Raw genomic sequence first — 25,607 nt, forward strand, 5'->3', positions numbered from 1 at the left:
GGTGTTCCACCAGCGTCTTTCCCATCTGTTGCCCAAAAGACGAGAGTGGACGGGATTTTTACGCTGTGCACAAGTCCTTTGTTGTTCGAGGACTCAGAAATATGCCAAATAGGTGCAATCGCCCTGGAACTGACCCTGGTACAAACCAAACGATAGTACTGAATTTGCTACTGGCACCAAGAACAAACTGTTTACACCTGACATTTACCAAACAACCAGAACACACATTTACGAAAGAGACTATGTGCTGCTACCACCAAATTAATTTAATTATTCAAAGATTCTGGCCGAGCGATGTAACGTGAAGTGGACGCCAAAGCGGAGAGTAAACGCGTTATACGACATTCGCATAGCGCGGCATACTCTGCTAAGCTGCTGATTCTTAATGCTGCCTTCCCGTACGGGTCTGCCATCATGTCGGATAACACTTCCAATGCCTCCATCGCTTTCCAACCCCGCCTGCTTGATGTCGTCCGCGAACGCCTGCGCCTGAAGCACTACAGCATCCGCACCGAGAAGTCATATGTTGCGTGGATTAGACGATACATTCTGTTTCATGACAAGCGCCACCCTCGGGAGATGGGCAAACTCCACATCGAGGCCTTCCTGACGGCGCTGGCGGTGGACCGCAACGTGGCAGCAGCCACGCAGAATCAGGCGCTGTCGGCCTTGCTGTTCCTGTATCGCGAGGTGCTCGAATTGCCGGCGCCCTGGCTGGACGATGTCGTGCGGGCGAAGCGTCCGGCTCGATTGCCGACCGTGCTCACCCGCGACGAGGTCGCGGCGATGATTCGCGAGATCGACGATTCCCAGATCCGTCTGATGGTCGGGTTGATGTACGGTGCCGGTCTGCGCCTGATGGAGATGGTCAGGCTGAGGGTCAAGGATGTGGAACTCTCGCGGGGGGAGATTCTGGTCCGGGACGGCAAAGGCGCGAAGGACCGTGTCACCATGCTGCCACGCAGCCTGAACAAGGCTTTGTCGGCACAGATTGCGCACACCAAGGCGGTTCATGAGTCCGATCTGGCATCGGGGGGCGGCCGCGTATGGCTACCGAATGCGCTGGCGGTGAAGTATCCCTCGGCGCCCAGCGCTTTCGGGTGGCAGTATGTTTTCCCGGCGGAGCGCTTGTCCGTCGATCCGCGAAGCGGCACCACGGGGCGTCATCACTTCGATGAAAAACGTCTCCAGCGGGCGGTCAAACGCGCCGTTGCTGCCGCCGGCATTCACAAACCTGCCACACCCCACACCTTGCGCCACTCCTTCGCCACCCATCTGTTGGAGTCCGGCTACGACATCCGCACGGTGCAGGAATTGCTGGGCCACGCCGATGTATCGACCACGATGATCTACACCCATGTGCTGAACAAGGGCGGGCGTGGCGTGGTCAGTCCGCTGGACGGTCTGCATGCCGGAAAGTGAATGATCCAGAAACCGCAGTTGACCGCTTGTGCCCATGGGCAAGGTATTGAACATGCTAACCTTTCCGGTTTCGTGGCCGATCACCTGGCGGGTGACAGCGCTACGCACCCGATTGCGCGCCTGGCACGCCGCCTGACAGCGTTGCTCCTCCTTACAGCGTGCAGGCTGTGCGTCGTCGCGCCTTGCCAGCCAGCCCGCCAGCCGCACACTCGGGCGCGTCCAACTACGGTTTCTAGGATGATTGGATGGGGCGGGTGGCTGGAATTCCGCCGTTGCAAAAAGACTATAAAAAGTCTAAATTCAGACCACTTTGTCCTGAGGCGAACGACATGCGCTACTCCTCCCAAGTCAAACCCATCAGTTACCTGAAAGCCCATGCCGCCGAGGTGTTGTCGCATCTGGCCGATCGGCGCGAGCCTTTGGTCATCACTCAGAACGGCGAAGCGAAGGCCGTGCTCCAGGACGTGACCAGCTATGAGCAGACGCAGGAAACACTGGCTTTGTTGAAGATATTGGCGCTGGGCCAACAGGATATTGACGCGGGGCGTGTCAAACCAATTTCGGATGTCGTCGGGCGCTTGCGGGCGAAGCGCACCTCGGTCTGATGCCCAGCAGAATCCCCGAATACGAAGTGGTGCTGACGGCAGGCGCCGAGCAGGATCTGGAGTCAATTTACGACACCATCGCCGAGTTCGATTGCGCCGCGAACGCGAATTATGTGCTCGACCAATTGATGGCTGCAGCGGACAGTCTGGCGAAGTTCCCCGAACGTGGCAGCTTTCCGAAGGAGCTTGCCGAACTCGGCATCAAGGAATTCCGTCAGACTCTGTTCAAGCCCTATCGGGTGATTTATCGGGTCATCGATACGCGGGTGGTCATCTACCTGATTGCCGATGGGCGACGTGACATGCAGTCGTTGCTGGCGCGACGGCTGCTTGGTGCGTGAGTGAGTGTCGCCGGGGCTGACTGATGAAGCCCCACATTCGGCCTTACAGATTGCACCGCTGCGTGTTGGGCTTCGCTGCGCTCAACCCACCCTACGTACTGCGCACCCGGCATTTCTCCGTAAGTGTTGCATCGATGTGTCGGATGGCGCTGCGCTTATCCGACTTACGTGTTCGTCCGGCCGACGATGCAGCATGGAAAACGGAGCCCCGCAGAACCCCGTTCAATTTGCGTATCCGCTCACTGAGCGTCAGCCGACGTTCGATTTCCCGAACACCATCTTCCCGCCTTCCGCATCCACCCGGATCACGTCCTTGGCGCCAAACTGCCCTTCCAAAATCGCCTTGGCCAGCGGATTCTCGATGCGTTCCTGGATCGCGCGCTTCAACGGCCGTGCACCGAACACCGGGTCGAAGCCCGCATCGGCCACGTTGGCGAGCGCGGCGTCGGACACTTCCAGCCCCATCTCCAGCCGCGCCAGGCGCTTTTCCAGATACTGGAGCTGGATGCGGGCGATGCGGGCGATGTGCTTTTCGTCGAGGCTGTGGAACACCACCGCTTCGTCGATGCGGTTGATGAACTCGGGGCGGAAGTAGGTTTTCACTTCGGCCATCACCGCGAGCTTGATCACGCCGTAGTCGTCGCCGGCCATCTGCTGGATCATCTGGCTGCCGAGGTTGGAGGTCATGACGATCACGGTGTTCTTGAAATCGACCGTGCGGCCCTGTCCGTCGGTCATGCGGCCATCGTCGAGCACCTGCAGCAGCACGTTGAACACGTCGGGGTGGGCCTTTTCGACCTCGTCGAGCAGGATCACCGAGTAGGGTTTGCGGCGCACCAGCTCGGTGAGGTAGCCGCCCTCCTCGTAGCCGACGTATCCCGGCGGCGCGCCGATCAGGCGGGCGACAGAGTGCTTCTCCATGAACTCGCTCATGTCGATGCGGATCAGGTGGTCTTCGCTGTCGAAGAGGAATTCGGCCAGCGTCTTGCACAGCTCGGTCTTGCCGACGCCGGTGGGGCCGAGGAAGAGGAAGGAGCCGTAGGGCCGGTTCTCGTCCGACAGGCCGGCGCGCGAGCGGCGGATGGCATCGGCGACCAGGCGCACGGCCTCGTCCTGGCCGATGACGCGCTCGTGCATCTTGTCTTCCATCTTGAGCAGTTTGTCGCGCTCGCCCTGCATCATCTTGGAGACCGGGATGCCGGTGGCACGCGACACCACCTCGGCGATCTCCTCGGTGCCCACCTGGGTGCGCAGCAGCTTGTTGGGCGTGGCGCTCTCGCCGCTTTGCTCGGCCGCCTTCAGCTGCGCTTCGAGCTGCGGCAGCTTGCCGTACTGCAGCTCGGCCAGTTGTTCGTATTTGCCGCCGCGCTGCAGTTCGGCCATCTTGGCGCGCAGGGCGTCGATCTCTTCCTTGATGTGCGCCGAGCCGTGGGCGCGGGCCTTCTCGGCCTTCCACACTTCTTCCAGGTCGTTGTACTCGCGCTGTAGCGATTCGAGCTGCTCTTCGATTAGTTGCAGGCGCTTGCGCGAGGCCTCGTCCTTTTCCTTCTTGACCGCTTCGCGCTCGATCTTCAGCTGGATCATGCGGCGGTCCAGCTTGTCCATCACCTCGGGCTTGGAGTCGATTTCCATCTTGATGCGCGAGGCGGCCTCGTCGATGAGGTCGATGGCCTTGTCGGGCAGGAAGCGGTCGGTGATGTAGCGGTGGCTCAATTCGGCCGCAGCGACGATGGCCGGGTCGGTGATGTCCACGCCGTGGTGGATCTCGTACTTCTCCTGCAGGCCGCGCAGGATGGCGATGGTCGCCTCGACGCTCGGCTCGTCCACCAGCACTTTCTGGAAGCGGCGCTCGAGCGCGGCGTCCTTCTCGATGTACTTGCGGTATTCGTCCAGCGTGGTGGCGCCGATGCAGTGCAGCTCGCCGCGCGCCAGCGCGGGCTTGAGCATGTTGCCGGCATCCATGGCGCCTTCGGCCTTACCGGCGCCGACCATGGTGTGGATCTCGTCGATGAAGAGGATGATGCGCCCCTCGTCCTGGGCGACCTCCTTGAGCACGGCCTTGAGCCGCTCCTCGAACTCGCCGCGGTACTTGGCGCCGGCCAGCAGAGCGGCCATGTCGAGCGCCAGCACTTTCTTGTCCTTGAGCGTCTCGGCCACTTCGCCATTGACGATGCGCTGCGCCAGGCCTTCGACGATGGCGGTCTTGCCCACGCCGGGCTCGCCGATCAGGACCGGGTTGTTCTTGGTGCGCCGCTGCAGAATCTGCACCGCGCGGCGGATCTCGTCGTCACGGCCGATCACCGGGTCGAGCTTGCCTAGACGGGCGCGCTCGGTGAGGTCCAGACAATATTTTGACAAAGCTTCGCGCTGGCCCTCGGCGTCCTGCGAGCCGACGTTCTGACCGCCACGCACGGCAGCGGTGGCGCTCTCCAGATGCTTCTTGGCCAGACCGTGCTCGCGCAGCAGGCGGCCAGTCTCGCCCTTGTCGTCGGCCACCGCCAGCAGGAACATTTCGCTGGCGATGAAGGCATCGCCCTGCTTCTGCGCGGCCTTGTCGGTGAGGTTGAGCAGATTGCCCAGGTCGCGCCCCACCTGCACGTCACCGCCGTGGCCTTCGACCTTGGGCAGGCGCTCGATGGCGCTTTTCAAGGCGGCCTTGAGCGGTGCCACATTGACGCCGGCACGCTGCAGCAACGAGGCCGTGCTGCCATCGTCCTGCTCCAGCAAAGCCAGCATCAAATGCTGCGGCTCAATGAACTGTTGATCGTTGCCCACGGCGATGCTGCCCGCATCCGATAGGGCTTGCTGGAACTTGGTGGTGAGCTTGTCGAAGCGCATGGGAGTCATCCTTGTCCGAAGAACTGTTGGACTCTATGTGGGGCGTGAAGGCGACAATTTCAAGCACGCCGGACGCATCCGCCCGGTATGTGTTGCTGCAATGCATCAAACATCCGTTTGAACTGAAAATTAACTGATCCAGCACAGTATTCCCGTCTCGATCAATGTGTTACCTTGGGTCGAGTGAGACGTCTGAGAACCGTGGAACGCGCGGGCTGCTACAGCGCAATACATTCAGTCGCCTCAACTTCCACCATGTGAGCGAGGAGAAACCAGATGGCGATCAAACCCGAACAACTCAACGAACTGCAGAAAAAGAATATCGAAGCGGCCATGCGGCTGGCCCAGATGTCGATCGAGAACTCGCAACGCATCATGGAGCTGCAGGTCCGCACGGCCAAGACGCTGTTCGAAGACGGCGTCAGCAACGCCAAGGCGCTGACCACCACCAAGGACCCGCAGGATCTGCTGCGCCTGCGCACCGAATACGCCCAGGCCACCACCGAGCGCATGCTTGCCTGCGCCCGCGAAATCGCCGAAGTGGCTGCCCAGGCGCAGTCCGAAGTCGGCAAGATGGTCAGCGAGCAACTGGCCAGCGGTGGCAACGATGTGTTCGAAGCCATCAACAAGATGTTCACCGGCATGCCCATCACCGACCAGAACGCCATGGGCGCGGTGCAAGGTGCCATGGACAATGCCCGCGCTGCTTTCGAGCAGATGACGCGTGCCTCGACCGAAGCCTTCCAGGCCTTCACCCAGGTCGGCAACGCCGGTCAGCCGGCCAAGCGCGCGCCGGCTCGCCGCCGCTAAGCAACACCCGCTCTACCCCGAGCATGAAAACGGCGTCCTCTCGAGGACGCCGTTTCTCGTCATGGCCGCCCTCGCCGCCCGGCCTCAGCGCCGCGACTCGACATCCAGCCAGCGCGCCGCCGCGTCGTCGTCGGTATCGCGGGCGTCGACCCAGCGCGCGCCTTCCGGCGTCTCTTCCTTTTTCCAGAACGGCGCCCGCGTCTTGAGAAAATCCATGATGAACTCGCAGGCGGCAAAGGCTTCGCCGCGATGCTGGCCGGCGACGCCGACAAACACGATCTGATCGCCCGGCACCAAGGGGCCGACCCGGTGGATCACCCGCACCGCGAGCAATGCCCAGCGTGTCTTGGCCTCGGCGACGATGTCTGCCAGCGACTGTTCGGTCATGCCCGGATAGTGCTCCAGCGTCATGCTGTGCACGCCGTCCGAGGCCCCGCGCACCAAGCCGACGAAGGTCGCCACCGCGCCCACATCGGTCCGCCCGGCCGACAGCGCCCGCGTTTCGGCGCCGACATCGAAATCGTCTTCCTGCACCCGGACTTCCATCGCCTCAGCCTCCCGTCACCGGTGGGAAAAACGCCACTTCGTCGCCCCCTTGCAGGGCCGCCTCGTCGCGCGCCATCTGCTGGTTGACCGCCGCCCGCACATTGTTGCCCGGCGCCAAGCGCGACCACACGTCGCCGCGTTCGCACAGGTAGTGGCGCAAGGCCCCGACCGTGCCGATCTCGTCGGGCAGCGCCAGCACTTCCCGGCTCTGCCCCAGGGCCTCGCGGAGGCTGGCGAAATAGAGAATGGTCAGTGTCATGGTGCAATCAATCCAGCAAATCGGAGAAAGGATAGTAGGCCACGGTCTGCCCGCGCCGGATCGGCTCGCTCGGCGGCACTTCGGTCAGGCCGTCGGCCCACACCGTCGAGGTCAGCACGCCCGAGCCCTGGTTGTCGAACAGCGCCAACCCGCCCTCGGCGTTGACCTGCACGCGCAGGAACTCGCGGCGCTTGATCGGTTTGAGCCAGTCGAAATCGGCACGCAGTTGCAGCGGCCGCGGCAGCACCTCACGCACGCCCTGGCATTTGAGCAGGAAGGGGCGCACCAGCAGCAGGAAGGTGACGAAGGTCGACACCGGGTTGCCCGGCAAGCCGATGAAAGCCGCCTCGCCCACTCGCCCGTAGGCCAGCGGCTTGCCCGGTTTGATGGCGATGTTCCACAGATCCAGCGTGCCCTCGGCCTCGACCGCCGGTTTGACATGGTCCTCCTCGCCCACCGACACGCCGCCGGAGGTGATGATCACGTCGTGCCCATGCGCCGCGGTGCGCAGCGCCTGGCGGGTGGCCTCGAGCGTATCGGGCACGATGCCCAGGTCGGTCACCTCGCAGCCCATGCCCTCGAGCAAGGCGTTGAGCACGAAGCGGTTGGAGTTGTAGATGGCCCCTTCGCGCAGCGGCTCGCCGGGCATCACCAACTCGTCGCCGGTGAAGAAGATGGCGACCTTGAGCCGGCGCACCACCGACAGCGCCGGGATGCCGATCGACGCCGCCAGGCCAAGTTCCTGCGCACGCAGGCGGGTGCCGGCAGTGAGCACCGCCTGGCCGACCGCGATGTCCTCACCGCGGCGACGGATCGAATCGCCGAGCTGCGGCACATGGTTGATGACGACCTCGTCGCCTTCGCGTTCGCACAGCTCCTGCATCACGATCGCGTCGGCGCCCGGCGGGATCGGCGCACCGGTGAAGATGCGCGCCACCGACCCGGCCGCCAGCGGGTGGCCGACCGCGCCGGCGGGGATGCGTTGCGACACCGGCAGGCGCGTGCCGGCGGCCGGGATATCGGCGCAGCGCACGGCGTAGCCGTCCATGGCGGAGTTGTCGAGCGGCGGCACGTCGAATTCGGATACCTGGTCGCCGGCCAGCACGCGGCCGCGCGCCTTGAGCGTGCTCACCAGCTCGGTGCCGGCCACCGGCCGGGCCTGGGCCAGCAGTTGCGTGCGTGCGTCTTCGAAGGTCAGAAGGCTCATGCCTGGAAGTCTTCCATCGGGTAGTCGAGAATGAAATCGGTCACCGCCACCGGGTCGTTCACATCCAGCGTCGGCAGCGGCGTGTCGGTTGGCGCATCGGTGGCCACCGCCACCACATGCGGGTTGTCGGTCCACAGCGGCGGCTTGCCGTTGGCCGGGCGATAGACCTCGACCTTGGGCACCGGCGCGGCCTTGAAGCCTTCGATAAGCACCAGGTCGCAGGGCGAGAGGATCGCCAGTTGCTGGTCGAGCGTCGGCTCGGGCGCACCGCGCAACTCGTGCATCAGCACCCAGCGCCCGCTCGAGAGCATCAGCACCTCCTCGGCGCCGGCCTCGCGGTGGCGCCAGGAGTCCTTGCCCGGGCGGTCGAGATCGAAACCGTGGTGCGCATGCTTGATGACCGACACGGTCAGCCCGCGTGACTTGATCTCGGGGATCAGCTTTTCGATCAGCGTCGTCTTGCCCGAACCGGAGTAGCCGGCAATGCCAAAAACCTTCAAGGTGTCTTCCGCCTCTGTGGATTCGCGACTGAGAACTTGTGAATAAATCTACTGCGCGAGCCGATTGCTGCGTTGCTCACTCGCTCACTTCTCGCCTATCTATTTGATATGTCTCGTCGTTCGCTCGCGTAGTTGCCAAATGCGGCCTTGCACTCGGCCCTGCTCGCTACGATTTCTTCACAAGTTCTGAAGCCCCAAGGATACCCCGAAGGCCCGCGCCGCGCTTTCGATCTCGATCAAGATCCGCGCACGCGGAGGACGCAAAAACGCCCTCGCGACGAGGGCGTTCGGCAACGCGGCCAAGCGGCTGCGACGATCAGTTCGCCGGCAGCTTGCGGCCGTGGGCGTCGCCCGCTGCCACGTCGGCGGTACTGTCGCCGAGAATGCTCAAGTCGTCCTTCTCGCGCGTACCGATGTGGTGCGAGCGCTCGATCAGGAAGTACAGCACCAGCCCGATCACCACCGCATACACCGTCGATTTCGGGTCCGGCATGGCCAGCGTGACGGCCACGATGCCGGCGACGCCGCGCTCGGTCGAGGTCTTCAGCTCTTCCATGCCGACCATGATGCAGATGTAGGCGGTCAGCACCAGCGTGAGCGAGAGCGCGATGGGCAGCACCGGCTTGAAGATGCTCACCAGCGGCAGCAGAAACAGCGCGATGAAACCGGTGATCCAGAAGGTGCCGCCGCCCGAGTAGATGGAATCCATCGCCTTGCGGCCCAGCGCGTAGCGCTCGGCCACCGTGGCATGCGCCGCGGTCCACAAGGGGCCGGCCAGGCCGGGCCAGGGGGCGAAGAAGGCGTGGATGCCGTTGCGGATGGCGGTGACCAGGTGCACCCGGGTGATGCCTTCCTCGATCTTCTCGTCCCCACGCAGGTGGTCGACCCGCTTGACCAGGGTGAAGCCGACCACGATGTCGCCGAAGGCGATCACGTAGGCGATGACGGCGGTCGGGATGGCCAGCATGAAGGTGCTCGCGTCGGGCATGCCGGTGCTGAACACCAGGTAGTCCCACATCAGCGCGAAGTCCGGCTGGGTGATGCCCCACTGCACGTCCGGCATCGGGTATTCGCCCACCGCCCAGCCGACCAGCATGGCGAGGATCATGCCCGGCACCATGCCGAAGTTGGAGATGCGCTTGGCCCACACGTTCTTCTCGACGATGTGCTTGAACGACAGCGAGAACAGCACATAGGCCGAGACGATGGCGCCGATGATCAGCGAGATCGGCGTGTTGTCGATGCGCCCGCCCACCTTCAGCTCGCCCATCATCGCGGCGATGCCGGCGCCGATGATGATGCCGGACTTGAGCGAGTTGGGAATCACCGTCACCAGCCGGTTGCCCAGCCCGGTGATGCCCAGCACCAGGAAGATGATGAAGACCTCGATCTGCAGCGCGAACATCGCCTTGATCGCCTCGGGCCCGGGCTCGAAGCCTTGCAGGAAGAGGATCACCACCGGAATCGCCGGCGTGATCCACCCCGGCACCAGGGGCACGCCGAGCAGGGCCGGCAGCATGTAGCCGATGCCGGCAATCACGCAGAAGGCCAGCGCCGCCTCGTAGGGCATGCCGAGATACTTCTGCAGCAGCGGGATCATCGCCAGCCCGACCACGAACATGATCAGGCCCTGGATCATCTCGGGGTATTCCCAGCGGTAGTGCACGAACGGCAGGCGGATCTTGAACGGCCCCAGCGGCCAGTGAGGCTGTTCGGCCCCGTGTTTGCGTTGCATCAGCACAGTATGTCTCCTGGTTTTATTGAAGTTGTGCGGCGGACGCCCCGGGTGCCCGGATGGGCACCGGAGCAACCCGGACATGCCGGCCCCCATCATCTGCAGGGCCGGCCTCGCCGGCTCAGACGCGCAGCGCCGCGGGGGAATAGAGCATCAGCACCAGCGCGCAATAGAGCAGCACCGCCGCCGTGGTGCGCAGCAGGCTGCGCCCGGTGGGTGCCGGGCCGCACGGCGCCTCAAGAGATCGCATCGGTGGCGCGCGCCTGCTGGCGCAAGACGAACTTCTGGATCTTGCCGGTCGAGGTTTTCGGCAACACGCAGAACTCGATGTACTTGGGCACCTTGTAGCGCGCGAGGTGTTCGCGGCAGTGCTTGACGATGTCGTCGGTGCTGACGATGGCGTCGTCCTTGACCTCGATGTAGGCGGCCGGCACCTCGCCCCATTTTTCGTCGGGCATGGCGACCACGGCGGCGGTCATCACCGCCGGGTGGCGGTAGAGCACTTCCTCGACTTCCAGCGAGGAGATGTTCTCGCCGCCGGAGATGATCACGTCCTTGGAGCGGTCCTTGATCTTCACGTAGCCGTCGGCATGCACCACGGCCAGGTCGCCGGTACGGAACCAGCCGCCGGCAAAGGCTTCGTCGGAGGCCTTCTCGTTCTTCAGGTAGCCCTTCATCACCAGGTTGCCGCGGAACATGATCTCGCCCATGGTCTCGCCGTCGGCCGGCACGGCTTCCAGCGTTTGCGGGTCGCGCACGCTGATCGCCTGCTGCATGTGGTAGGGCACACCCTGGCGGCCGTTGCGCTCGGCGCGCTGGTCGATGGGGAGCGCATCCCATTCCGGGTGCTTGGCGCACACCGCCGCGGGGCCGTAGGTTTCGGTCAGGCCATACACATGGGTGATGTCGAAGCCGATACGCTCCATGCCTTCGATGATCGCGGCCGGGGGCGCGGCGCCGGCGATCAGCGCCGACACCTTGTGCTCGATGCCGGCGCGCAGCGCCGCGTTGGCGTTGATCAGCATGCCGTGCACGATGGGCGCGCCGCAGAAGTGGCTCACCTTGTGTTTGCGGATCAGCTCGTAGATGAGCGCCACATCCACCTTGCGCAGGCATACGTTGACCCCGGCGTTGGCGGCCATGGTCCAGGGAAAGCACCAGCCGTTGCAGTGGAACATCGGCAGCGTCCACAGATACACGGCATGCTGCGGCATGCCCCAGCTGATGATGTTCGAGGCGCCGTTCAGATACGCGCCGCGGTGGTGATAGACCACGCCTTTCGGGTTGCCGGTGGTGCCCGAGGTGTAGTTGAGCGCGATCGGCGCCCACTCGTCGGCCGGCATCTGCCAGGCAAAGTCGGGCTCGCCCGCGGCGATGAAGTCTTCGTACTCGATCTCGCCGAGGCGGTCGGTGGCCGGGTATTCCGGGTCGAGCGCGTCGATCACCAGCGGGCGCGGGCCGTCGAGCAGCGCCAGCGCCTGGCTGATCACGCCGGCGAATTCCGGATCGGTGATCAGCACCTTGGCCTCGCCGTGGCCCAGCATGAAGGCCAGCGCCTCGGCGTCGAGCCGGGTGTTGAGCGTGTTGAGCACCGCGCCGACCATCGGCACGCCGAAATGCACCTCGACCATGGCCGGCACGTTGGGCAGCATCACCGCCACCGTGTCGCCCTCGCCGATGCCGTGCTGCTGCAGCGCGCTGGCCAGCCGGCGGCAGCGGGCGTAGGTCTCGGCCCAGGTGAAGCTGCGCGCGCCGTGGATCACGCTGGTGCGCGTCGGATACACCGCCACGGTGCGCTCGATGTAGCTCAGCGGTGAGAGGGGAACATAGTTGGCCGGGTTCTTCTCCAGGCCGTGCTGATAGGCATTGCGCGACACCATCGTCTCCTTGTTGTCCGTCGTGGGCGCCGGCGCGAGCGCCGGCGATCCGGGTTGGCAACATCGGTCGCAGGCCGGGCTGCCAGTGCATCAAGGACGCAGGGTCACATCAAACCTTGTCGGAACTTGTCGGCAAATGTACTCAATCGTGTCGCGCCGTCGTGGCCGCCCGCCTGCCACTAGAATTCGGTGAGAACCGCTTTACGGACACCACCATGGCACGCAGCCCGAACGCGCCCGCCCCCATCAGCGACACCCGCTATCGCGAGATGGTTGCGGCCGGCCTCGACCACATCGACCAGGGCGTCACCATCTTCGATCAGGACCTGCGTCTGGTCACCTGCAACCGCAGCTTCCTCACCTTGCTCGACTTCCCCGAATCGCTGGGTGCGCCGGGCACGCCCTTCGAGGCCTTCATCCGCCATAACGCCGAGCGCGGCGAATATGGCGAGGGCGATGTGGAAACGCAGGTGGCCGAGCGCGTGGCCGCGGCACAGCGCTTCACCTCGCACGACACCCGGCGCCAGCGGCCCGACGGCACACTGCTGAAGATCCAGGGCTTTCCCCTGCCCCACCAGGGCTTCATCGCGCTGTATTCGGACATCACCAAAGCCGAGCGCCAGCGCGAACAGATCGACCGCCACCAGGCCGAGCTCGAAAGCCGCATCCGCGAGCGCACCGTGGCCCTCACCGACGCCAACGCCGAGCTGAAGGCCGCCATCGAGGCCAACCGCCAGATCACCGCCGCGCTCCAGCACAGCGAGGCCAAGCTGCGCCTGATCACCGACACCATTCCCGCCCATGTGGCCTACTTCGACGCCAGCTGGACCTACCGCTACGCCAACAAGCGCTACGCCGAGTGGTTCGGCTGGACCAGTCAGAGCATGGTCGACCGGCCCATCCCCGAGGTGATCGGCGACACCTTGTTCCACCAGGTCGAGCCACATGTGCGTCGCGCGCTCGACGGCCACGAGGTGACCTACGAATACGCCATCACCTCGGCCACCGGCGCCCGCATCTTCGCGCGCAGCACGCTGTTGCCCGACATCACGCCCGAGGGCGAGGTCATCGGCTGCTTCGTCCACGCGGTCGACATGACCGATCAGCGCCGCACCCAGAACGCGCTGGCACAGGCCCAGAAGATGGAGGCCATCGGCCAGCTCACCGGCGGCCTGGCGCATGACTTCAACAACATGCTCACGGTGATGATGGGCAACCTGGTCGGCCTGCGCGAGGCGCTCGGCGACGCGCCCGAGGTGGCCGAATTCGTGGCGCCGTGCATGGCGGCCGCCGAAGGCGGCGCCGGGCTGATCCAGCGCCTGCTGGCCTTCTCGCGCCAGCAGCCGATGGAAGCGCGGCCGGTCGAAGTCAACGAACTGGTGCTCGGCATGGCGCGCCTGGTGCGCCGCTCCCTGCCCGGTTCGATCGCGCTATCCACCGCCTCGCGCGAGGCCGAGCTGGTGACGCTGGTCGACCCCGGCCAACTCGAAAGCGCCCTGCTCAACCTGGCGCTCAACGCCCGCGACGCCATGCCCCACGGCGGCGAGCTGCGCATCGAGTCGGCGCTCGAAACGCTCGACGAAGCGGCCGCGGCCGACCTCGAAGTGCCGCCCGGCGAGTATGTGCAGATCAGCATCGCCGACAACGGCACCGGCATGGACGGCACGGTGCTGGCACGCGTCTTCGAGCCCTTCTTCACCACCAAGAAATTCGGCATGGGGAGCGGGCTGGGCATGGCCATGGTGTATGGCTTCGTCAAACAGTCGGGCGGCGCCATCCGCATCCGCAGCCGGCAGGCGGTGGGCACCCAGGTGGCCCTGCTGTTGCCGCGCGCGCCGGCCGGCAGCCGCCCCGCCGCGCCGGGCAGCGCGGGCGAGGCCGACATCGACCTGCGCGGCCGGGTGGTGCTGCTGGTCGAAGACGACCCGGAGGTACGCAAGGTGGTGCGCGCTCAGCTCGCCTCGCTCGAATGCACCGTGCTCGAGGCCGAGAACGGTCAGGAAGCCGCCGACCTGGTGGAAAACGTGCCAGCCATCGCCATGGTCTTGTCCGACGTGGTGATGCCCGGCGGCATGGACGGCTGGGCGCTGGCGCGCTTCGTGCGCCGCTTCCGGCCGGAGATTCCGATGGTGCTGATGAGCGGCTATGCCGACGTGGGCCAGCGTCATCAGGACGACGACGGCTTGCCGCTACTCGAAAAGCCCTTCAGCCGCGAAAAACTCGCCGCGGCGCTCAATCGCTAGGAGCATCGGCATGTCGCACGCCCTCCGGCCGCTGATCCATGTCGTCGAAGACGAGCCCGAGATCGCCCGCCTCATCGAATCGACGCTGCGGCGCTTCGACTTCCGCTGCGAGCTGTTCGCCACCGGCGGCGACTTTCTGCGCCGACTCGGCACACAGGTGCCCCAGGTGGCGATTCTCGACCTCGGCCTGCCCGACATGGACGGCCTCGCGGTGATGCAGCAACTGCGCACCCGCCACCGCTTCGGTTTGCTGATCGTCACCGGCCGCGGCGACACCCACGACCGGGTGATGGGCCTGGAGCTGGGCGCCGACGATTACATGACCAAGCCTTTCGAGCCGCGCGAGCTGATCGCCCGGGTGCGCAGCATCCTGCGCCGCTACCAGCCCGAGCCGCTGCCGGGCAACGGCCACGTTCCGCGCAGCGCGCTATTCGCCGGCTGGCGCTTCGACACCGGCACGCACCGGCTGGTGAGCCCGGACGGCAAGGAAGACACGCTGAGCGTGGCCGAGGCGCAGCTGCTCACCGTGCTGCTCGAACACGCCAACCAGATCCTCTCGCGCGACCAGCTGCTCGACGGACGCGACGTGTGCGCGCTCGATCGCAGCATCGACCTGCGCATCTCCCGCCTGCGCCGCCGGCTCGACGAAAACCCGCAGCACGCCAAGCTGATCAAGACCGTGTATGGCGCGGGCTACCTGCTGGCCGCCACGGTCGAGTGGCAGTAACTACGCCTCCGCCTTGGCCACCAGCCGCCACAGCGCAGTGACTTCGGCGACACGCGCCGCATGCAGCGGGTCGTCCGCGTCCTGCGCCTTGCCGTGGCGCGGGCGGATCTCATGGCGCTCGCGCACCGCGAGGCCGGCCGCGTCGATCCATTCGAGCAATTGCGCGCGCGTGCGCAGGCCGAGGTGCTCCGCCAGATCCGAGAGAATCAACCAGCCCTCGCCGCCCGGCGCGAGATGATCGGCCAACCCGGCCAGAAAGCCGCGCAGCATGCGGCTGTCGGGGTCGTACACCGCCGCCTCGATGGGCGCGGCCGGGCGTGCCGGCACCCAGGGCGGATTGCACACCACCAGCGGCGCACGGCCCTCGGGAAACAGATCTGCCTCGACCAGCGACACCCGGTCGGCCACGCCGAGCCGGGCCAGGTTCTCGGCCGCGCAGGCCAGCGCGCGCGGGTCCTGGTCAGTCGCCACCACCTGTGCCACCCCGCGCCGCGCCAGCACCGCCGCCAGCACACCCGAACCGGTGCCGATGTCGAAGGCCAGCGAACTGGCCGGCAGCGGCACCCGCGCCACGAGATCGACATACTCGCCGCGCAGCGGTGAAAACACGCCGTAGTGCGGCGTGATGCGCTCGCCCAGCGCCGGCACCTCGACCCCCTTGAGCCGCCATTGCCAGGCGCCGACCAGGCCGAGCAGCTCGCGTAGCGAGATCACATAGTCCGCCTCCGCTGGCCCGAACACCGTTTCGCAGGCCTCGGCCACCTCGGGCGCGCGGCGCAGGCCGATGCGGTGCCCGGCGCCGACCGGCACTAGCAGCATGCCCAGCGTGCGCGCCTGTTGCGCCTGCGCCTGACGGTGCAGGTGGAAGCGCTCGGCCATCGATTTGTCGGCCTGCGGCGCGCGGCGGCTGCGCGCCTGGCGCCGCCCCATGGCCTGCAGCAGCTGGCGGGCATTGTGGTAGTCGCCCTGCCACAGCAGCGCCGTCCCCTCGCAGGCCAGGCGCCAGGCCGCATCGGCCTTCATCGTGTCGTCGGCAAGCACCACCCGCTTGGGCGGCGGCGCGCCGCGCTCGGAACGCCACAGCGCCTGATGCCGGCCGCTGGCGTCGGTCCATTCGATCACGGCGCTCGTCTCAGGCATGCGCCGCCTCGCAAGGCGTCAGGACACTGGAAAAAATCTGCACAATCACGCTCACATCGGTCTCGGTTCAAGGTAGGCTCGGCCGGGCGCCATTGTACGCGCCGGTGCTTGCTCCCGGCGGCTGGGCTCAAGTAGGGTAAAAAAGGCATTGGTCAAGGGTCGCGCCCGCTACGGAACCTCTCATGCACGCTTCGTTTCCCGTCATTCTGCTCTTCGCCTTGCTGGGCGTCTTCATGGTCTGGCGGGTCATCACCCGGATGATCCGCCGGCTGTCACGCATGACCGACACCATCCCGGCAGACGCCGGGGCCGAGCTGCGCCGCTCGGGCTGGGGCAATGCCGTCATCAACGGTTCGCGGGCCACCAACAGCATACGGGTGGTCGAATACGTCAACGGCCATGCGGTGCAGATGCATCCGGTGTTCGGCGGCGCGCTGCTGTGGCTGCCCAAGGCGCAGACCACGCAACAAAACGACGGGCCGGACGCGGTGCAGTTGAACACCGGCCATCACACGGTGACGCTGAGCGGCAAGCTGGCCGCGTTCATGCGCGGCGCCGCCGGACAGACCCAAGCCCCGACAAGCGGCGTGCGCCACGCGGCGGTCACCGACCACAGCCAGGCCACCGCACTCGCCACCGGCGTCAAGCGCCTGCCGCGCGACAGCGGCAGCAGTTTGCTGGGCCGTCTGGCCATCTGGAGCGCCATCGCCCTGCTGGCCTTCGTGCTTGTCCGCCGCACCGCGCCGGACCTCGTCGCACCGCTGGAACACTGGATCGGCACACTGCTGCACGGGCGCTGACACAGCCCGTCGCACCGGCCACCTTCACGAGACCTTACCGATGCCTATCGACCGCCTGGATCATCTTGTGCTCACCGTCGCCGACCCGGACGTCAGCTGCGATTTCTACTGCCGGGTACTGGGTATGGAAAAGGTGGTGTTCGGCGAGGGGCGGATCGCACTGAAATTCGGCCGGCAGAAAATCAACCTGCACCGGCAAGGTGCCGAGCTGCAACCGCATGCCGCCACGCCCCTGCCCGGCAGCGCCGACCTGTGCTTCATCACGACCACGCCGGTGGCCGACATGCTCACCCATCTGGCCGCCTGCGGGGTGACCGTGCTCGAAGGCCCGGTATCGCGCACCGGCGCCAACGGGCCGATCCTCTCGGTGTATTTCCGCGATCCGGACGGCAACCTGATCGAGGCGTCGAATGAAATCTTCTGAGCGTCGCGGGCGCCGCGCTACGGTCCGCCGCATCGGCTGATGTTCGGGCTGTTTCGCACCGTTCTCGCCCTGGCCGTGGTGGCCGAACATCTGGGCGCCGCGCACTGGACCGGCCCCTATGCGGTGTTCGGCTTCTATGTGCTGAGCGGCTACCTGATGACCATGATCCTGCACCAGACCTACGGCTACTCGCTGCGCGGCTTCGGGCGCTACGCGCTCAACCGCTGGTTGCGCATCTTCCCGATCTACTACGTGGCCGTGGCCATCATGGTGTTGCTGGTCGCGCTGCTGGGCGACGCCTTCGTGCGGGACTTCCATCCCGACATCGGCGCGCCCCGCTCGGTCGAAGAGGTGCTACGCAACCTCGCGCTGGTGCTCTCCATTCATACCGACACCCGCTGGGTCGCCCCCGCCTGGGCGCTGACGGTGGAGTGCGTCTTCTACCTGCTGATCGGCCTCGGCGCCTCGCGCTACTGGTACGGCACCCTGGCCTGGCTGGCCGCCAGCCTGGCCTACACCGTCTATCTGGTAATAGGCGACGCCTCCTGGAGCTACCGCTATTTCACCGTGGCCGCGGCCTCGCTGCCCTTCGCGCTAGGCGCCACCGTCTTCCATCTGAAGCAGCAGCAGCGCCTGGGCCACCCGATGCTGCATGGCGACCTCAGCCTCACCGTGCTGCTGGTGCTGCTGTGCGCCAACTACGCCTTCGGCGCGACGGGCGGCACCGAGCGGATCATGGGCCTGCATTTCTATGCCAACCTGGTGTTGATGGCGCTGGTGATCGTCAATCTCTCCTCGCGCCATCGACTCGGCCCCATCGGCGGCGCGCTGGACAAACGCCTGGGCGATCTGAGCTATCCCATCTACCTGATGCACTACCAGGCCGGACTCATGCTCGCCGCCCTCACCCCGCTGGCACGTGGCGAGTGGGCCCTGGCGTTCGCCGCCACGCCCCTGGTGATCGTGATGGGGCTGTGTGCCAACCGGCTCATCGAGCATCCGATCAACCGCGTGCGCGCCCGCCTGCGTTCGGCCTGAGCGCCGCTAGAGCCGCGCCAACAGGCTGGCAAAACCCGGCCAGTCAGCCGGCGCAATGGCGCATTTGCGCGCATATCGGCTCCAGCCGTCGCCGCGGGTCAGGGCATCGACAAAACCGTCGCGGTCGGTCACCCAGCTGCCGCCCAGCGAACTGACGCCACGCGAGAACAAGGCATCGGGCAGGCAACCGGCGCTCGGGCCGATCAGGGCGATACGGCGGGCACGTCCGCACAGCGACAGCATGCGCTCGAGCGTGTCGTTGAGCAGGATCGTGCTGGTGGACAAGACCTTGTCGCAATCGCGCAGCACGCCCGCGTCGGTCGTCACGTAAAAGCCCGCCTGCGGCCCGGCCAGGGCGGGGTTGAGTTCCACCACCACCAGCTCGGCGCCGGTGGCCACGATGCGCTCGGCAAGCGGGCGGAAAAAGCCGATCATGCCGATGCGCTCGCCCGCGGTCGGCGCCAATCCACCGATCGCGTCGGCGCTGTCCGGCGGCACGAAGCCGCTCAGGTCGAACAGATGGCGGGTGATGGCGTTGGCGACGGCGAAACCGAGCGTTCGCTGTACGCCGACGCCTTCAACATAGGCCCGCGCCACGGTCATCGCCGCCACACCGGCAAGCCCCGACGCGTCCTGCCCGTCGCGCAGGCGGCCCAGCGTGTCGTCGAGCAGCACATAGGACAAGCCGAGCGCGCCGCCCTCCAGCTCGACCGCGCAGAACTCGCCCTCCTTGCTGCCGGCCGCCTCGATGGGCGGCAGATGCAACGCCCGAATGCGCGGCAACGCGCCCTTGGCGGCAAACGCCTCGAGCTGAGCCAGGTAGTCGCGGGCGAAACTCATGGGGACTCCTTGCGCCGATGGGCGCCGGCACGCACCGCCAGAGAGGCATCGTGCCCTGACACGGTGCTGCGGCGGTTCGCTTCGTTGCGCAAGGCGCCGGGAAAGTACTCTGCCGTCAGGCTCTTGCTGTGCACCGGCGAGACAGCCGCCGACGCCCCAAAGCGGCGCCAGTCGCGCACCCAGAGCACGGCATCGGCCAGCTCCAGCAAACCGATGGTCTCGCGGTCGCCCACCAGCACGCCCTGCACGCGCAGCCCCGTCGCCTGTTTGGCCTCGGCCAGTTGCCGGGCCAGCGCTGGTGTGGCGCCGAAGGCGCCGTCGGTGGCCAGCAGCAGGTCGGCCTGCTGCCAGCGCGCGGTGGCCATCGCCGCCAGGCAGCGCTCGATCGGGCCGCAGATGTCGGTGCCGCCGCCGAAGGCCTGACCGAGGAAATGGGTCAGCCGGAGCACCCCGTCCACATCCGGCGACAGCGACAGCTCAAGCACTTCGTCCGGCCCGCCGAAGGCGAACACCCGGCAATCGCGCCCCTCGGCATGGGCACAACGCGCCGCTTCGAGCACCACCGCCTTGGCCACCGCCTCGGCGCCGCCCTGCATCGAGCCGGAGGTATCGACGCACACCAGCATCGGTCCCTGCTCGGGGTGCGGTGCAGGCACCGGCGCGGGCGCCGGGCGCGGCAGTGTGACATGGGCAAGGGGGATGTCGGTCAGGCGGTCGTCGTCTTCATAGGTGAGCAAGGTGCGCTCGGCGCGCCGGGCATGCCAGACCAGCCGCAGCCGCGGATGGCCCAGCAGTACCGCCTCGGCCGGCAGCATGCGGCTGATGCGCGCCGAGCGCTGGATGCCACGCGTCTCGCCCGGCAGATCGGGCACACGTACGCTGCGCGCCTCGGTCGGTTGCAGTTCGGCGGTACTGAGGGATTCTGCCTGGCCTTGCGGCACCATGGCCGGCGCCAAAGCGGGCCGGGCCCGGCCGAGCGCACGAAGGGTGGCGGCCAGTTCGGGCAGCCGGGCCATGGCATCGCGCGCCTTGAGCACCGCCTGCCAGCTGGTGCTGCGCAACAGCCCGGCCAGCGCGTCCCAGCGGTCGTTATCGTCGATGTACGGCACCTGCCCCAGCGCCGCCACCAGCTCGTCCATCACGCCGCAACGGTCCTGCCAGTCGGCCGCAAAGGCCGCCACCGCCCGCGCGATCGCCTCGTCTTCGCTGGCACCGCGGTCCTGATAGTCGACGATCAGGTCGAGATGGAACAACAGGCTCATCAGCACGGTATCGACCAGCGCGTCCTGCCGCCGGCAGTGGCGGGCCAGATCGAGGCTGGCGAACGCGCTTGCCAGCGCCCCGGCGATAGGCTCGGCAGGCCAGCGCCATTGGCCGGGCGCCGGCCATTCGCCCTGCGACAGCCGTTCGCGCAGTACGGCCAGCGCGTTCAGGCGGGATTCGAGCTCACCGATACTGTGCGTCAGCCCGCCCAGCCACAGACTGCGCGGCAGCGCGTCGAGCGCCGCCAGACGGGCTTCCAGCGCGCCAAACAACACCGGCCGGGCTGGCGTTCCGGGATCGGGGGCCGCGCTCAATCCGGCCATGCCTCGTGGGCCACGGGCTCGGGCACGCTGCCGGCGCCCTCGGGCAAGCGCGGCAAGGCAACGAAGCCTTCCCGGGCGGACACGGCGCGCTCGCGCAGCGCGTCGATTGCGGCCACGGTGTCGCGTAGATGAGTGTGCGCGGCCACGGCGAAATCCGGCGCCATCCACAGGCTTTGGTCAAGGTACTGCGTCAGATCGTCGATCTGGGCCAGCACCTCGCGTCGGTAGCGTTCGATGCGCTCAAGCAAGGCGCTGACCTGGGCGGTGCGGGCGTCGATGTGCGCCGCGCCGTAGCGCCGCCGACGCTGGTAGGTCATGCGCAAGGCCTCGGCCCCGCCCTTGGCGTCGCCGATCTCATGGGCCAGCTCGCCGGCCGAAAAGCGCAGCCGACCGTCAGCGTCGTAGTCCAGATCGTTGGCCTTCTGTTCGGCGCCCAGTTGCGCCTCGAAGGCTTCGACGATGCGCGTCAGCCGCGGCGGCGAGATCGCTTCGCGCACCCCCAGCCGGCTCGCCAGCCAGGCCGCCACTTGTGCCTGCTCCTCGGCCTCGGTTGCGATGCACACCGGCAGGAGCGACACATCCCAGCAAGACACCGCGCTACGCCCTTCGGTGGCCGCGGCCGTCTTGAGCAAGGCCACCATCTTCACCCAGCGCCGATCGGAGACAACGATCTCCATCTGTGCCAACGCGCTGCGCAAATCACGCAAACAGTCCATGACCGGGGACGGTAGCGTGACGGCCTGCGCCGCCTGCGCCAGCGCCTGCCGTTCGGTGGCCAACAAGGCCTCCGGAAAGGGGGCGCCTTGGTCATCGGGCGCGGCCTGGAGCAGCCGCCCGAAGCCGGCCGCGCTGACCGGGGAAACGACGATCCGCATCAGAAAACGATCGAAGAATGCGTCGGCCACCGCATCGTCCGGCACCGCGTTGGTCGCACCGATCACCGACACCAGCGGACAGCGCATGCGCCCTGCCCCGTTGTCGAACTCCCGCTCGTTGAGCAAGGTCAGCAAGGCATTGAGAATGGCGCTGTTGGCCTTGAACACTTCATCGATGAAGGCGATGTGCGCCTCGGGCAAAAAACCCGCCGTGTGCCGCTCGTAACGGTCCTGCTCCAAGGCACTGATCGACAAGGGGCCGAACAACTCCTCCGGCACCGAAAAACGTGTCAGCAGGCGCTCGAAATACCCCCCTTCGGCAAACGCCCGATGCAGGCGCCGGGCCAACGCGCTCTTGGCCGTGCCCGGCGGGCCAATCAGCAACGAATGCTCACCGGCCAATGCGGCGAGAAAGACCTGCCGGGCCAGCGCATCACGCTCGACCAGGCCGTCGGAGAGGCGCTCGAGCATTCGCCGCAGGCGCGCAGCGAGCGAGGGGCGAACAGGAAGGGAACTCATGCCCGGATGATAGACAAGCCCGGGGCGGCCTGTCTTGATGCATGGCAACGCAAATCACTGGCACACGAAGGGCGATCCGATGCCGACCGGCGCCTGCGTGCCAAGAAAAAAGCCCCCGCGAATGCGGGGGCTTTTCAATTTGGGGCGACATACCGGTCTCGAACCGGTGACCCTTGGAATCACAATCCAATGCTCTACCAACTGAGCTAATGCCGCCACTATCATTGATCGGCGCTCTCGCACCGATCGAAAACCTGGTCTGCCCGGCAGGGATCGAACCTGCAACCCCCGGCTTAGAAGGCCGGTGCTCTATCCAATTGAGCTACGGGCAGAGTCGCCGGGCAATCGGGGTGAGCCATGGTCGGGGTGGAGGGATTCGAACCCCCGACATCTTGCTCCCAAAGCAAGCGCGCTACCGGACTGCGCTACACCCCGAGAAGGCGCGAATATTACACAGACTCCGAAGCAGCGTCAAACACATTTTTTCGTCCATTTTCCGGCCCAAAACCGGATCACTTGCGGCTCCTGCCGCTTTCTGCTATTAAATCGCCTTCACACATCCACGAGTAACACGGCATGGCTGACGACACGCTGCACAAACAGTTCCCGCCTTATGTTCCCGCCAAGGGCGAAGAATATATGAGCGAGAAACAGCAGGCGCATTTTCGCGAAATCCTCAGTACTGTGAAATCCGAATTGATGGAAGACATCGAGCGGACCGTTCACACCATGCAGGACGAAGCGACGGTGTTTGCCGATCCCAACGACCGCGCCAGCCAGGAGTCCGACATCGCGCTGGAATTGCGCAACCGCGACCGCGAACGCAAGCTCATCAAGAAGATCGACGAAGCCCTCGGCCGCATCGAGTCGGGCGAATACGGCTACTGTGACAGCTGTGGCGTCGAGATCGGCCTCAAGCGCCTCGAAGCGCGCCCGACGGCCACCATGTGCATCGACTGCAAGACGCTTGAGGAAATGCGCGAGCGCCAAGTGGCGAAATAATCCGCCAGCCTCCCCGAGCCACCGCTCCGGCGGCGCGGAGGTAAAAAAAGAGGCACCCGCGGGTGCCTCTTTTCATGTCCAGCCGTCGATTACTCGGCGGTTTCGTTCTGGACGGCTTTCATGCTCAGGCGGATGCGACCACGGTCGTCCGTTTCCAGCACTTTGACTTTCACCACATCGCCTTCATTGACGTAGTCGGTGACCTTCTCGACACGCTCGTTGGCGATCTGCGACACGTGCAGCAGACCGTCGCGGCCCGGCAGCACGTTGACGATGGCGCCGAAGTCCAGAATACGGACCACCGAGCCTTCGTAGACCTTGCCGACCTCGACTTCGACCGTGATGGCTTCGATCTTGGCCTGAGCGGCTTTCGCCCCTTCGACGCTGACCGACGAAATGGTGATGTTGCCGTCGTCCTGGATCTCGATGACGGTGCCGGTCTCTTCCTGCAGCGCACGGATCACCGAACCGCCCTTGCCGATCACGTCGCGGATCTTTTCCGGATTGATCTTCATGGTGATCATGCGCGGCGCGAATTCGGACACTTCACCGCGGTGCGAGTCGAGCGACTGCTTCATCAGGCCGAGGATGTGGATCCGGCCTTCCTTGGCCTGCGCCAGGGCGACCTGCATGATCTCCTTGGTGATGCCCTGGATCTTGATGTCCATCTGCAGCGCGGTAACACCGTTTTCGGTACCGGCCACCTTGAAGTCCATGTCGCCCAGGTGATCTTCGTCACCGAGGATGTCGGTCAGCACGGCAAAACGGTTGCCGTCCTTGATCAGGCCCATGGCGATACCCGCCACGTGATCGCTCAGGGGCACGCCGGCGTCCATCATGGCCAGCGAACCGCCGCACACCGACGCCATCGAGCTGGAGCCGTTGGACTCGGTGATTTCCGAGACCACACGCACGGTGTAGGCGAACTCTTCGGCGCTCGGCAGCACAGCCGCCAGCGCGCGCTTGGCCAGACGGCCGTGGCCGACTTCGCGGCGCTTCGGCGTACCGACACGGCCGGTCTCGCCGGTGGCGAACGGCGGGAAGTTGTAGTGCAGCAGGAAGCGGTCGCGGTACTCGCCGGCCAGCGCGTCGATGATCTGCTCGTCGCGGCTGGTGCCCAGCGTAGCCACCACCAGCGCCTGGGTTTCCCCGCGGGTGAACAGGGCCGAGCCGTGGGTACGCGGCAGCACGCCGGTGCGGATGTCGATCGGGCGCACGGTGCGGGTGTCTCGGCCGTCGATCCGCGGCTCGCCCTTCAGGATGCGGCCACGAACCACGGCAGCTTCCATGTTGTGCAGCAGATCCTTGACTTCGTTTTCGGTCGGCGCGTCTTCGCTGCCGTCGCACACCAGGGCCACGGCCTTCTTGCGCACTTCGTTGATCTGCGCAGTGCGGGCTTGCTTGTCGGTGATGTTGAAAGCGGCTTCGACCTCGGCCTGGAAGGCTTCGTTCAGGCGGGCGATCAGTGCCTCGTTGGCCGGCGGCGGCTGCCAGTCCCAGGCGGGCTTGCCGGCGACTTCGACCAGCTCGTTGATGGCATTGATGGCCGCAGCCATCTGCTCGTGACCGAACACCACGGCGCCGAGCATGACCTCTTCGGACAGCTGCTGAGCTTCGGATTCGACCATCAGCACCGCGGCCTGCGTACCGGCCACGACGAGGTTCAGGGCGCTTTCGGCCAGCTGAGTCGCGGTCGGGTTGAGAACGTATTCACCCCCGACATAACCCACGCGGCAGGCGCCGATCGGGCCGTTGAACGGCACGCCGGAGATCGCCAGCGCGGCGGATGCGCCGATCATCGCCGGGATGTCCGGATCGATTTCGGGGTTCAGCGACAGCACGGTCAGGATGACCTGGACTTCGTTGTAGAAGCCTTCGGGGAACAGCGGACGGATCGGGCGATCGATCAGGCGGCAGGTCAGGGTTTCTTTTTCGGACGGACGGCCTTCGCGCTTGAAGAAGCCGCCGGGGATCTTGCCGGCCGAGTAGGTCTTTTCCTGGTAGTCGACGGTCAGCGGAAAGAAGTCCTGACCGGGACGTGCACTCTTGGCGGCGACGACGGTGGCGAGCACCACGGTGTCGTCCATGTTGACGATGACGGCACCGCCGGCCTGACGGGCGACTTCGCCCGTTTCGAGCGTAACGGTGTGCGCACCGTACGCGAAGGTTTTCTTGATTGCGTTAGGCAAGGGACTTTCCTTTCAAATAGGGCAGCAGGCAACAACTGCCGGGTTTCTTTCGCGTTGATTGAAATCGGCGGGAACAATGACAAA

24 protein-coding genes and 3 tRNA genes are annotated in these 25,607 nt (G+C 65.9%); 11 read left to right on the plus strand and 16 right to left on the minus strand.

Annotated features, from left to right (window positions below; genetic code table 11):
- The first annotated feature begins 414 nt into the window (after positions 1-414).
- The 3 genes from I8J34_RS05565 to I8J34_RS05575 all read left to right on the plus strand — a co-directional run bounded on the left by I8J34_RS05565 (position 415) and on the right by I8J34_RS05575 (position 2,368).
- A complete protein-coding gene (locus I8J34_RS05565) occupies positions 415-1,422 on the plus strand; it encodes an integron integrase (protein ID WP_214360407.1) in 1,008 nt (335 codons plus the stop codon).
- 329 nt (positions 1,423-1,751) lie between these two features.
- A complete protein-coding gene (locus I8J34_RS05570) occupies positions 1,752-2,027 on the plus strand; it encodes a type II toxin-antitoxin system Phd/YefM family antitoxin (protein ID WP_214360408.1) in 276 nt (91 codons plus the stop codon).
- Positions 2,027-2,368, plus strand: a complete 342-nt coding sequence (locus I8J34_RS05575; protein WP_230411724.1) for a type II toxin-antitoxin system RelE/ParE family toxin — start codon at positions 2,027-2,029, stop codon at positions 2,366-2,368. Before I8J34_RS05570 ends, I8J34_RS05575 begins: the two co-directional genes overlap by 1 nt.
- A gap of 249 nt (positions 2,369-2,617) precedes the next feature.
- Here the strand turns inward: I8J34_RS05575 and clpB are convergent, their stop codons facing one another.
- A complete protein-coding gene (gene clpB, locus I8J34_RS05580) occupies positions 2,618-5,206 on the minus strand; it encodes an ATP-dependent chaperone ClpB (protein ID WP_214360409.1) in 2,589 nt (862 codons plus the stop codon).
- An 11-nt stretch (positions 5,207-5,217) separates the two neighbouring features.
- Between clpB and I8J34_RS24820 the strand changes: the two genes are divergently transcribed.
- Positions 5,218-5,343, plus strand: a complete 126-nt coding sequence (locus tag I8J34_RS24820; protein ID WP_255553117.1) for a hypothetical protein — start codon at positions 5,218-5,220, stop codon at positions 5,341-5,343.
- A 139-nt stretch (positions 5,344-5,482) separates the two neighbouring features.
- Positions 5,483-6,016, plus strand: a complete 534-nt coding sequence (locus I8J34_RS05585; RefSeq protein ID WP_214360410.1) for a phasin family protein — start codon at positions 5,483-5,485, stop codon at positions 6,014-6,016.
- Positions 6,017-6,100: 84 nt separating this feature from the next.
- On the opposite strand, the gene moaE is transcribed toward I8J34_RS05585, so the two are convergent.
- From moaE to I8J34_RS05615, 7 genes are all read right to left on the minus strand, one after another.
- Positions 6,101-6,562: a molybdopterin synthase catalytic subunit MoaE gene (gene moaE, locus I8J34_RS05590; protein WP_214360411.1), complete on the minus strand. Its 462-nt coding sequence runs from the start codon at positions 6,560-6,562 to the stop codon at positions 6,101-6,103.
- A 4-nt stretch (positions 6,563-6,566) separates the two neighbouring features.
- Positions 6,567-6,821 carry a molybdopterin converting factor subunit 1 gene (gene moaD / locus I8J34_RS05595; protein WP_214360412.1) on the minus strand — a complete coding sequence of 85 codons (255 nt, stop codon included), beginning with the start codon at positions 6,819-6,821 and terminating at the stop codon, positions 6,567-6,569.
- 7 nt (positions 6,822-6,828) lie between these two features.
- Complete coding sequence (locus I8J34_RS05600) at positions 6,829-8,028, minus strand: molybdopterin molybdotransferase MoeA (protein ID WP_214360413.1); 1,200 nt, start codon at positions 8,026-8,028, stop codon at positions 6,829-6,831.
- Positions 8,025-8,576, minus strand: coding sequence for a molybdopterin-guanine dinucleotide biosynthesis protein B (gene mobB, locus I8J34_RS05605; protein ID WP_214360632.1), 552 nt, complete (start codon positions 8,574-8,576; stop codon positions 8,025-8,027). The genes I8J34_RS05600 and mobB overlap by 4 nt, the downstream gene beginning before the upstream one ends.
- Before the next feature lie 268 nt (positions 8,577-8,844).
- On the minus strand, positions 8,845-10,263 hold the full coding sequence (locus I8J34_RS05610) for a solute carrier family 23 protein (protein WP_230411726.1): 1,419 nt from the start codon (positions 10,261-10,263) through the stop codon (positions 8,845-8,847).
- Positions 10,264-10,384: 121 nt separating this feature from the next.
- A complete protein-coding gene (locus tag I8J34_RS24825) occupies positions 10,385-10,513 on the minus strand; it encodes a hypothetical protein (RefSeq protein WP_255553118.1) in 129 nt (42 codons plus the stop codon).
- The gene (locus tag I8J34_RS05615) at positions 10,500-12,143 is read right to left on the minus strand and encodes an acyl-CoA synthetase (protein ID WP_230411727.1); all 1,644 of its coding nucleotides are present in this window, start codon (positions 12,141-12,143) and stop codon (positions 10,500-10,502) included. The genes I8J34_RS24825 and I8J34_RS05615 overlap by 14 nt, the downstream gene beginning before the upstream one ends.
- A gap of 212 nt (positions 12,144-12,355) precedes the next feature.
- Here I8J34_RS05615 and I8J34_RS05620 point away from each other — a divergent pair, with 212 nt between their 5' ends.
- Positions 12,356-14,383 carry a PAS-domain containing protein gene (locus tag I8J34_RS05620; protein WP_214360415.1) on the plus strand — a complete coding sequence of 676 codons (2,028 nt, stop codon included), beginning with the start codon at positions 12,356-12,358 and terminating at the stop codon, positions 14,381-14,383.
- Between the two features lie 10 nt (positions 14,384-14,393).
- Complete coding sequence (locus tag I8J34_RS05625; RefSeq protein ID WP_214360416.1) at positions 14,394-15,110, plus strand: response regulator transcription factor; 717 nt, start codon at positions 14,394-14,396, stop codon at positions 15,108-15,110.
- On the opposite strand, the gene I8J34_RS05630 is transcribed toward I8J34_RS05625, so the two are convergent.
- Positions 15,111-16,250 (minus strand): 50S ribosomal protein L11 methyltransferase, encoded by a 1,140-nt coding sequence (locus tag I8J34_RS05630; protein ID WP_214360417.1) that lies wholly within the window; start codon positions 16,248-16,250, stop codon positions 15,111-15,113.
- Between the two features lie 182 nt (positions 16,251-16,432).
- Here I8J34_RS05630 and I8J34_RS05635 point away from each other — a divergent pair, with 182 nt between their 5' ends.
- The 3 genes from I8J34_RS05635 to I8J34_RS05645 are packed head-to-tail and all read left to right on the plus strand — an operon-like array spanning position 16,433 to position 18,512.
- Positions 16,433-17,050: a hypothetical protein gene (locus tag I8J34_RS05635; protein ID WP_214360418.1), complete on the plus strand. Its 618-nt coding sequence runs from the start codon at positions 16,433-16,435 to the stop codon at positions 17,048-17,050.
- A 40-nt stretch (positions 17,051-17,090) separates the two neighbouring features.
- The gene (locus tag I8J34_RS05640; protein WP_214360419.1) at positions 17,091-17,474 is read left to right on the plus strand and encodes a VOC family protein; all 384 of its coding nucleotides are present in this window, start codon (positions 17,091-17,093) and stop codon (positions 17,472-17,474) included.
- Positions 17,475-17,513: 39 nt separating this feature from the next.
- Positions 17,514-18,512, plus strand: a complete 999-nt coding sequence (locus tag I8J34_RS05645; RefSeq protein WP_214360420.1) for an acyltransferase family protein — start codon at positions 17,514-17,516, stop codon at positions 18,510-18,512.
- Between the two features lie 6 nt (positions 18,513-18,518).
- Here I8J34_RS05645 and I8J34_RS05650 read toward each other — a convergent pair whose 3' ends face one another.
- The 6 genes from I8J34_RS05650 to I8J34_RS05675 all read right to left on the minus strand — a co-directional run bounded on the left by I8J34_RS05650 (position 18,519) and on the right by I8J34_RS05675 (position 22,767).
- A complete protein-coding gene (locus I8J34_RS05650) occupies positions 18,519-19,352 on the minus strand; it encodes a Rossmann-like domain-containing protein (RefSeq protein WP_214360421.1) in 834 nt (277 codons plus the stop codon).
- Positions 19,349-20,938, minus strand: a complete 1,590-nt coding sequence (locus I8J34_RS05655; protein WP_214360422.1) for a VWA domain-containing protein — start codon at positions 20,936-20,938, stop codon at positions 19,349-19,351. Before I8J34_RS05655 ends, I8J34_RS05650 begins: the two co-directional genes overlap by 4 nt.
- On the minus strand, positions 20,926-22,332 hold the full coding sequence (locus I8J34_RS05660) for an AAA family ATPase (protein WP_214360423.1): 1,407 nt from the start codon (positions 22,330-22,332) through the stop codon (positions 20,926-20,928). The genes I8J34_RS05655 and I8J34_RS05660 overlap by 13 nt, the downstream gene beginning before the upstream one ends.
- A 140-nt stretch (positions 22,333-22,472) precedes the next feature.
- Positions 22,473-22,548, minus strand: a tRNA-His gene (locus I8J34_RS05665).
- Positions 22,549-22,587: 39 nt separating this feature from the next.
- Positions 22,588-22,664 (minus strand) — tRNA-Arg (locus I8J34_RS05670).
- Positions 22,665-22,690: 26 nt separating this feature from the next.
- Positions 22,691-22,767 (minus strand) — tRNA-Pro (locus tag I8J34_RS05675).
- Positions 22,768-22,908: 141 nt separating this feature from the next.
- Between I8J34_RS05675 and dksA the strand changes: the two genes are divergently transcribed.
- The gene (gene dksA / locus I8J34_RS05680) at positions 22,909-23,334 is read left to right on the plus strand and encodes an RNA polymerase-binding protein DksA (RefSeq protein WP_214360424.1); all 426 of its coding nucleotides are present in this window, start codon (positions 22,909-22,911) and stop codon (positions 23,332-23,334) included.
- A gap of 89 nt (positions 23,335-23,423) precedes the next feature.
- Here dksA and pnp read toward each other — a convergent pair whose 3' ends face one another.
- On the minus strand, positions 23,424-25,523 hold the full coding sequence (gene pnp, locus I8J34_RS05685; RefSeq protein WP_214360425.1) for a polyribonucleotide nucleotidyltransferase: 2,100 nt from the start codon (positions 25,521-25,523) through the stop codon (positions 23,424-23,426).
- Positions 25,524-25,607: the final 84 nt, after the last annotated feature.

Origin of the sequence: Denitromonas iodatirespirans, assembly GCF_018524365.1 — a bacterium.
Classification (GTDB): Bacteria; Pseudomonadota; Gammaproteobacteria; order Burkholderiales; family Rhodocyclaceae; genus Nitrogeniibacter; species Nitrogeniibacter iodatirespirans.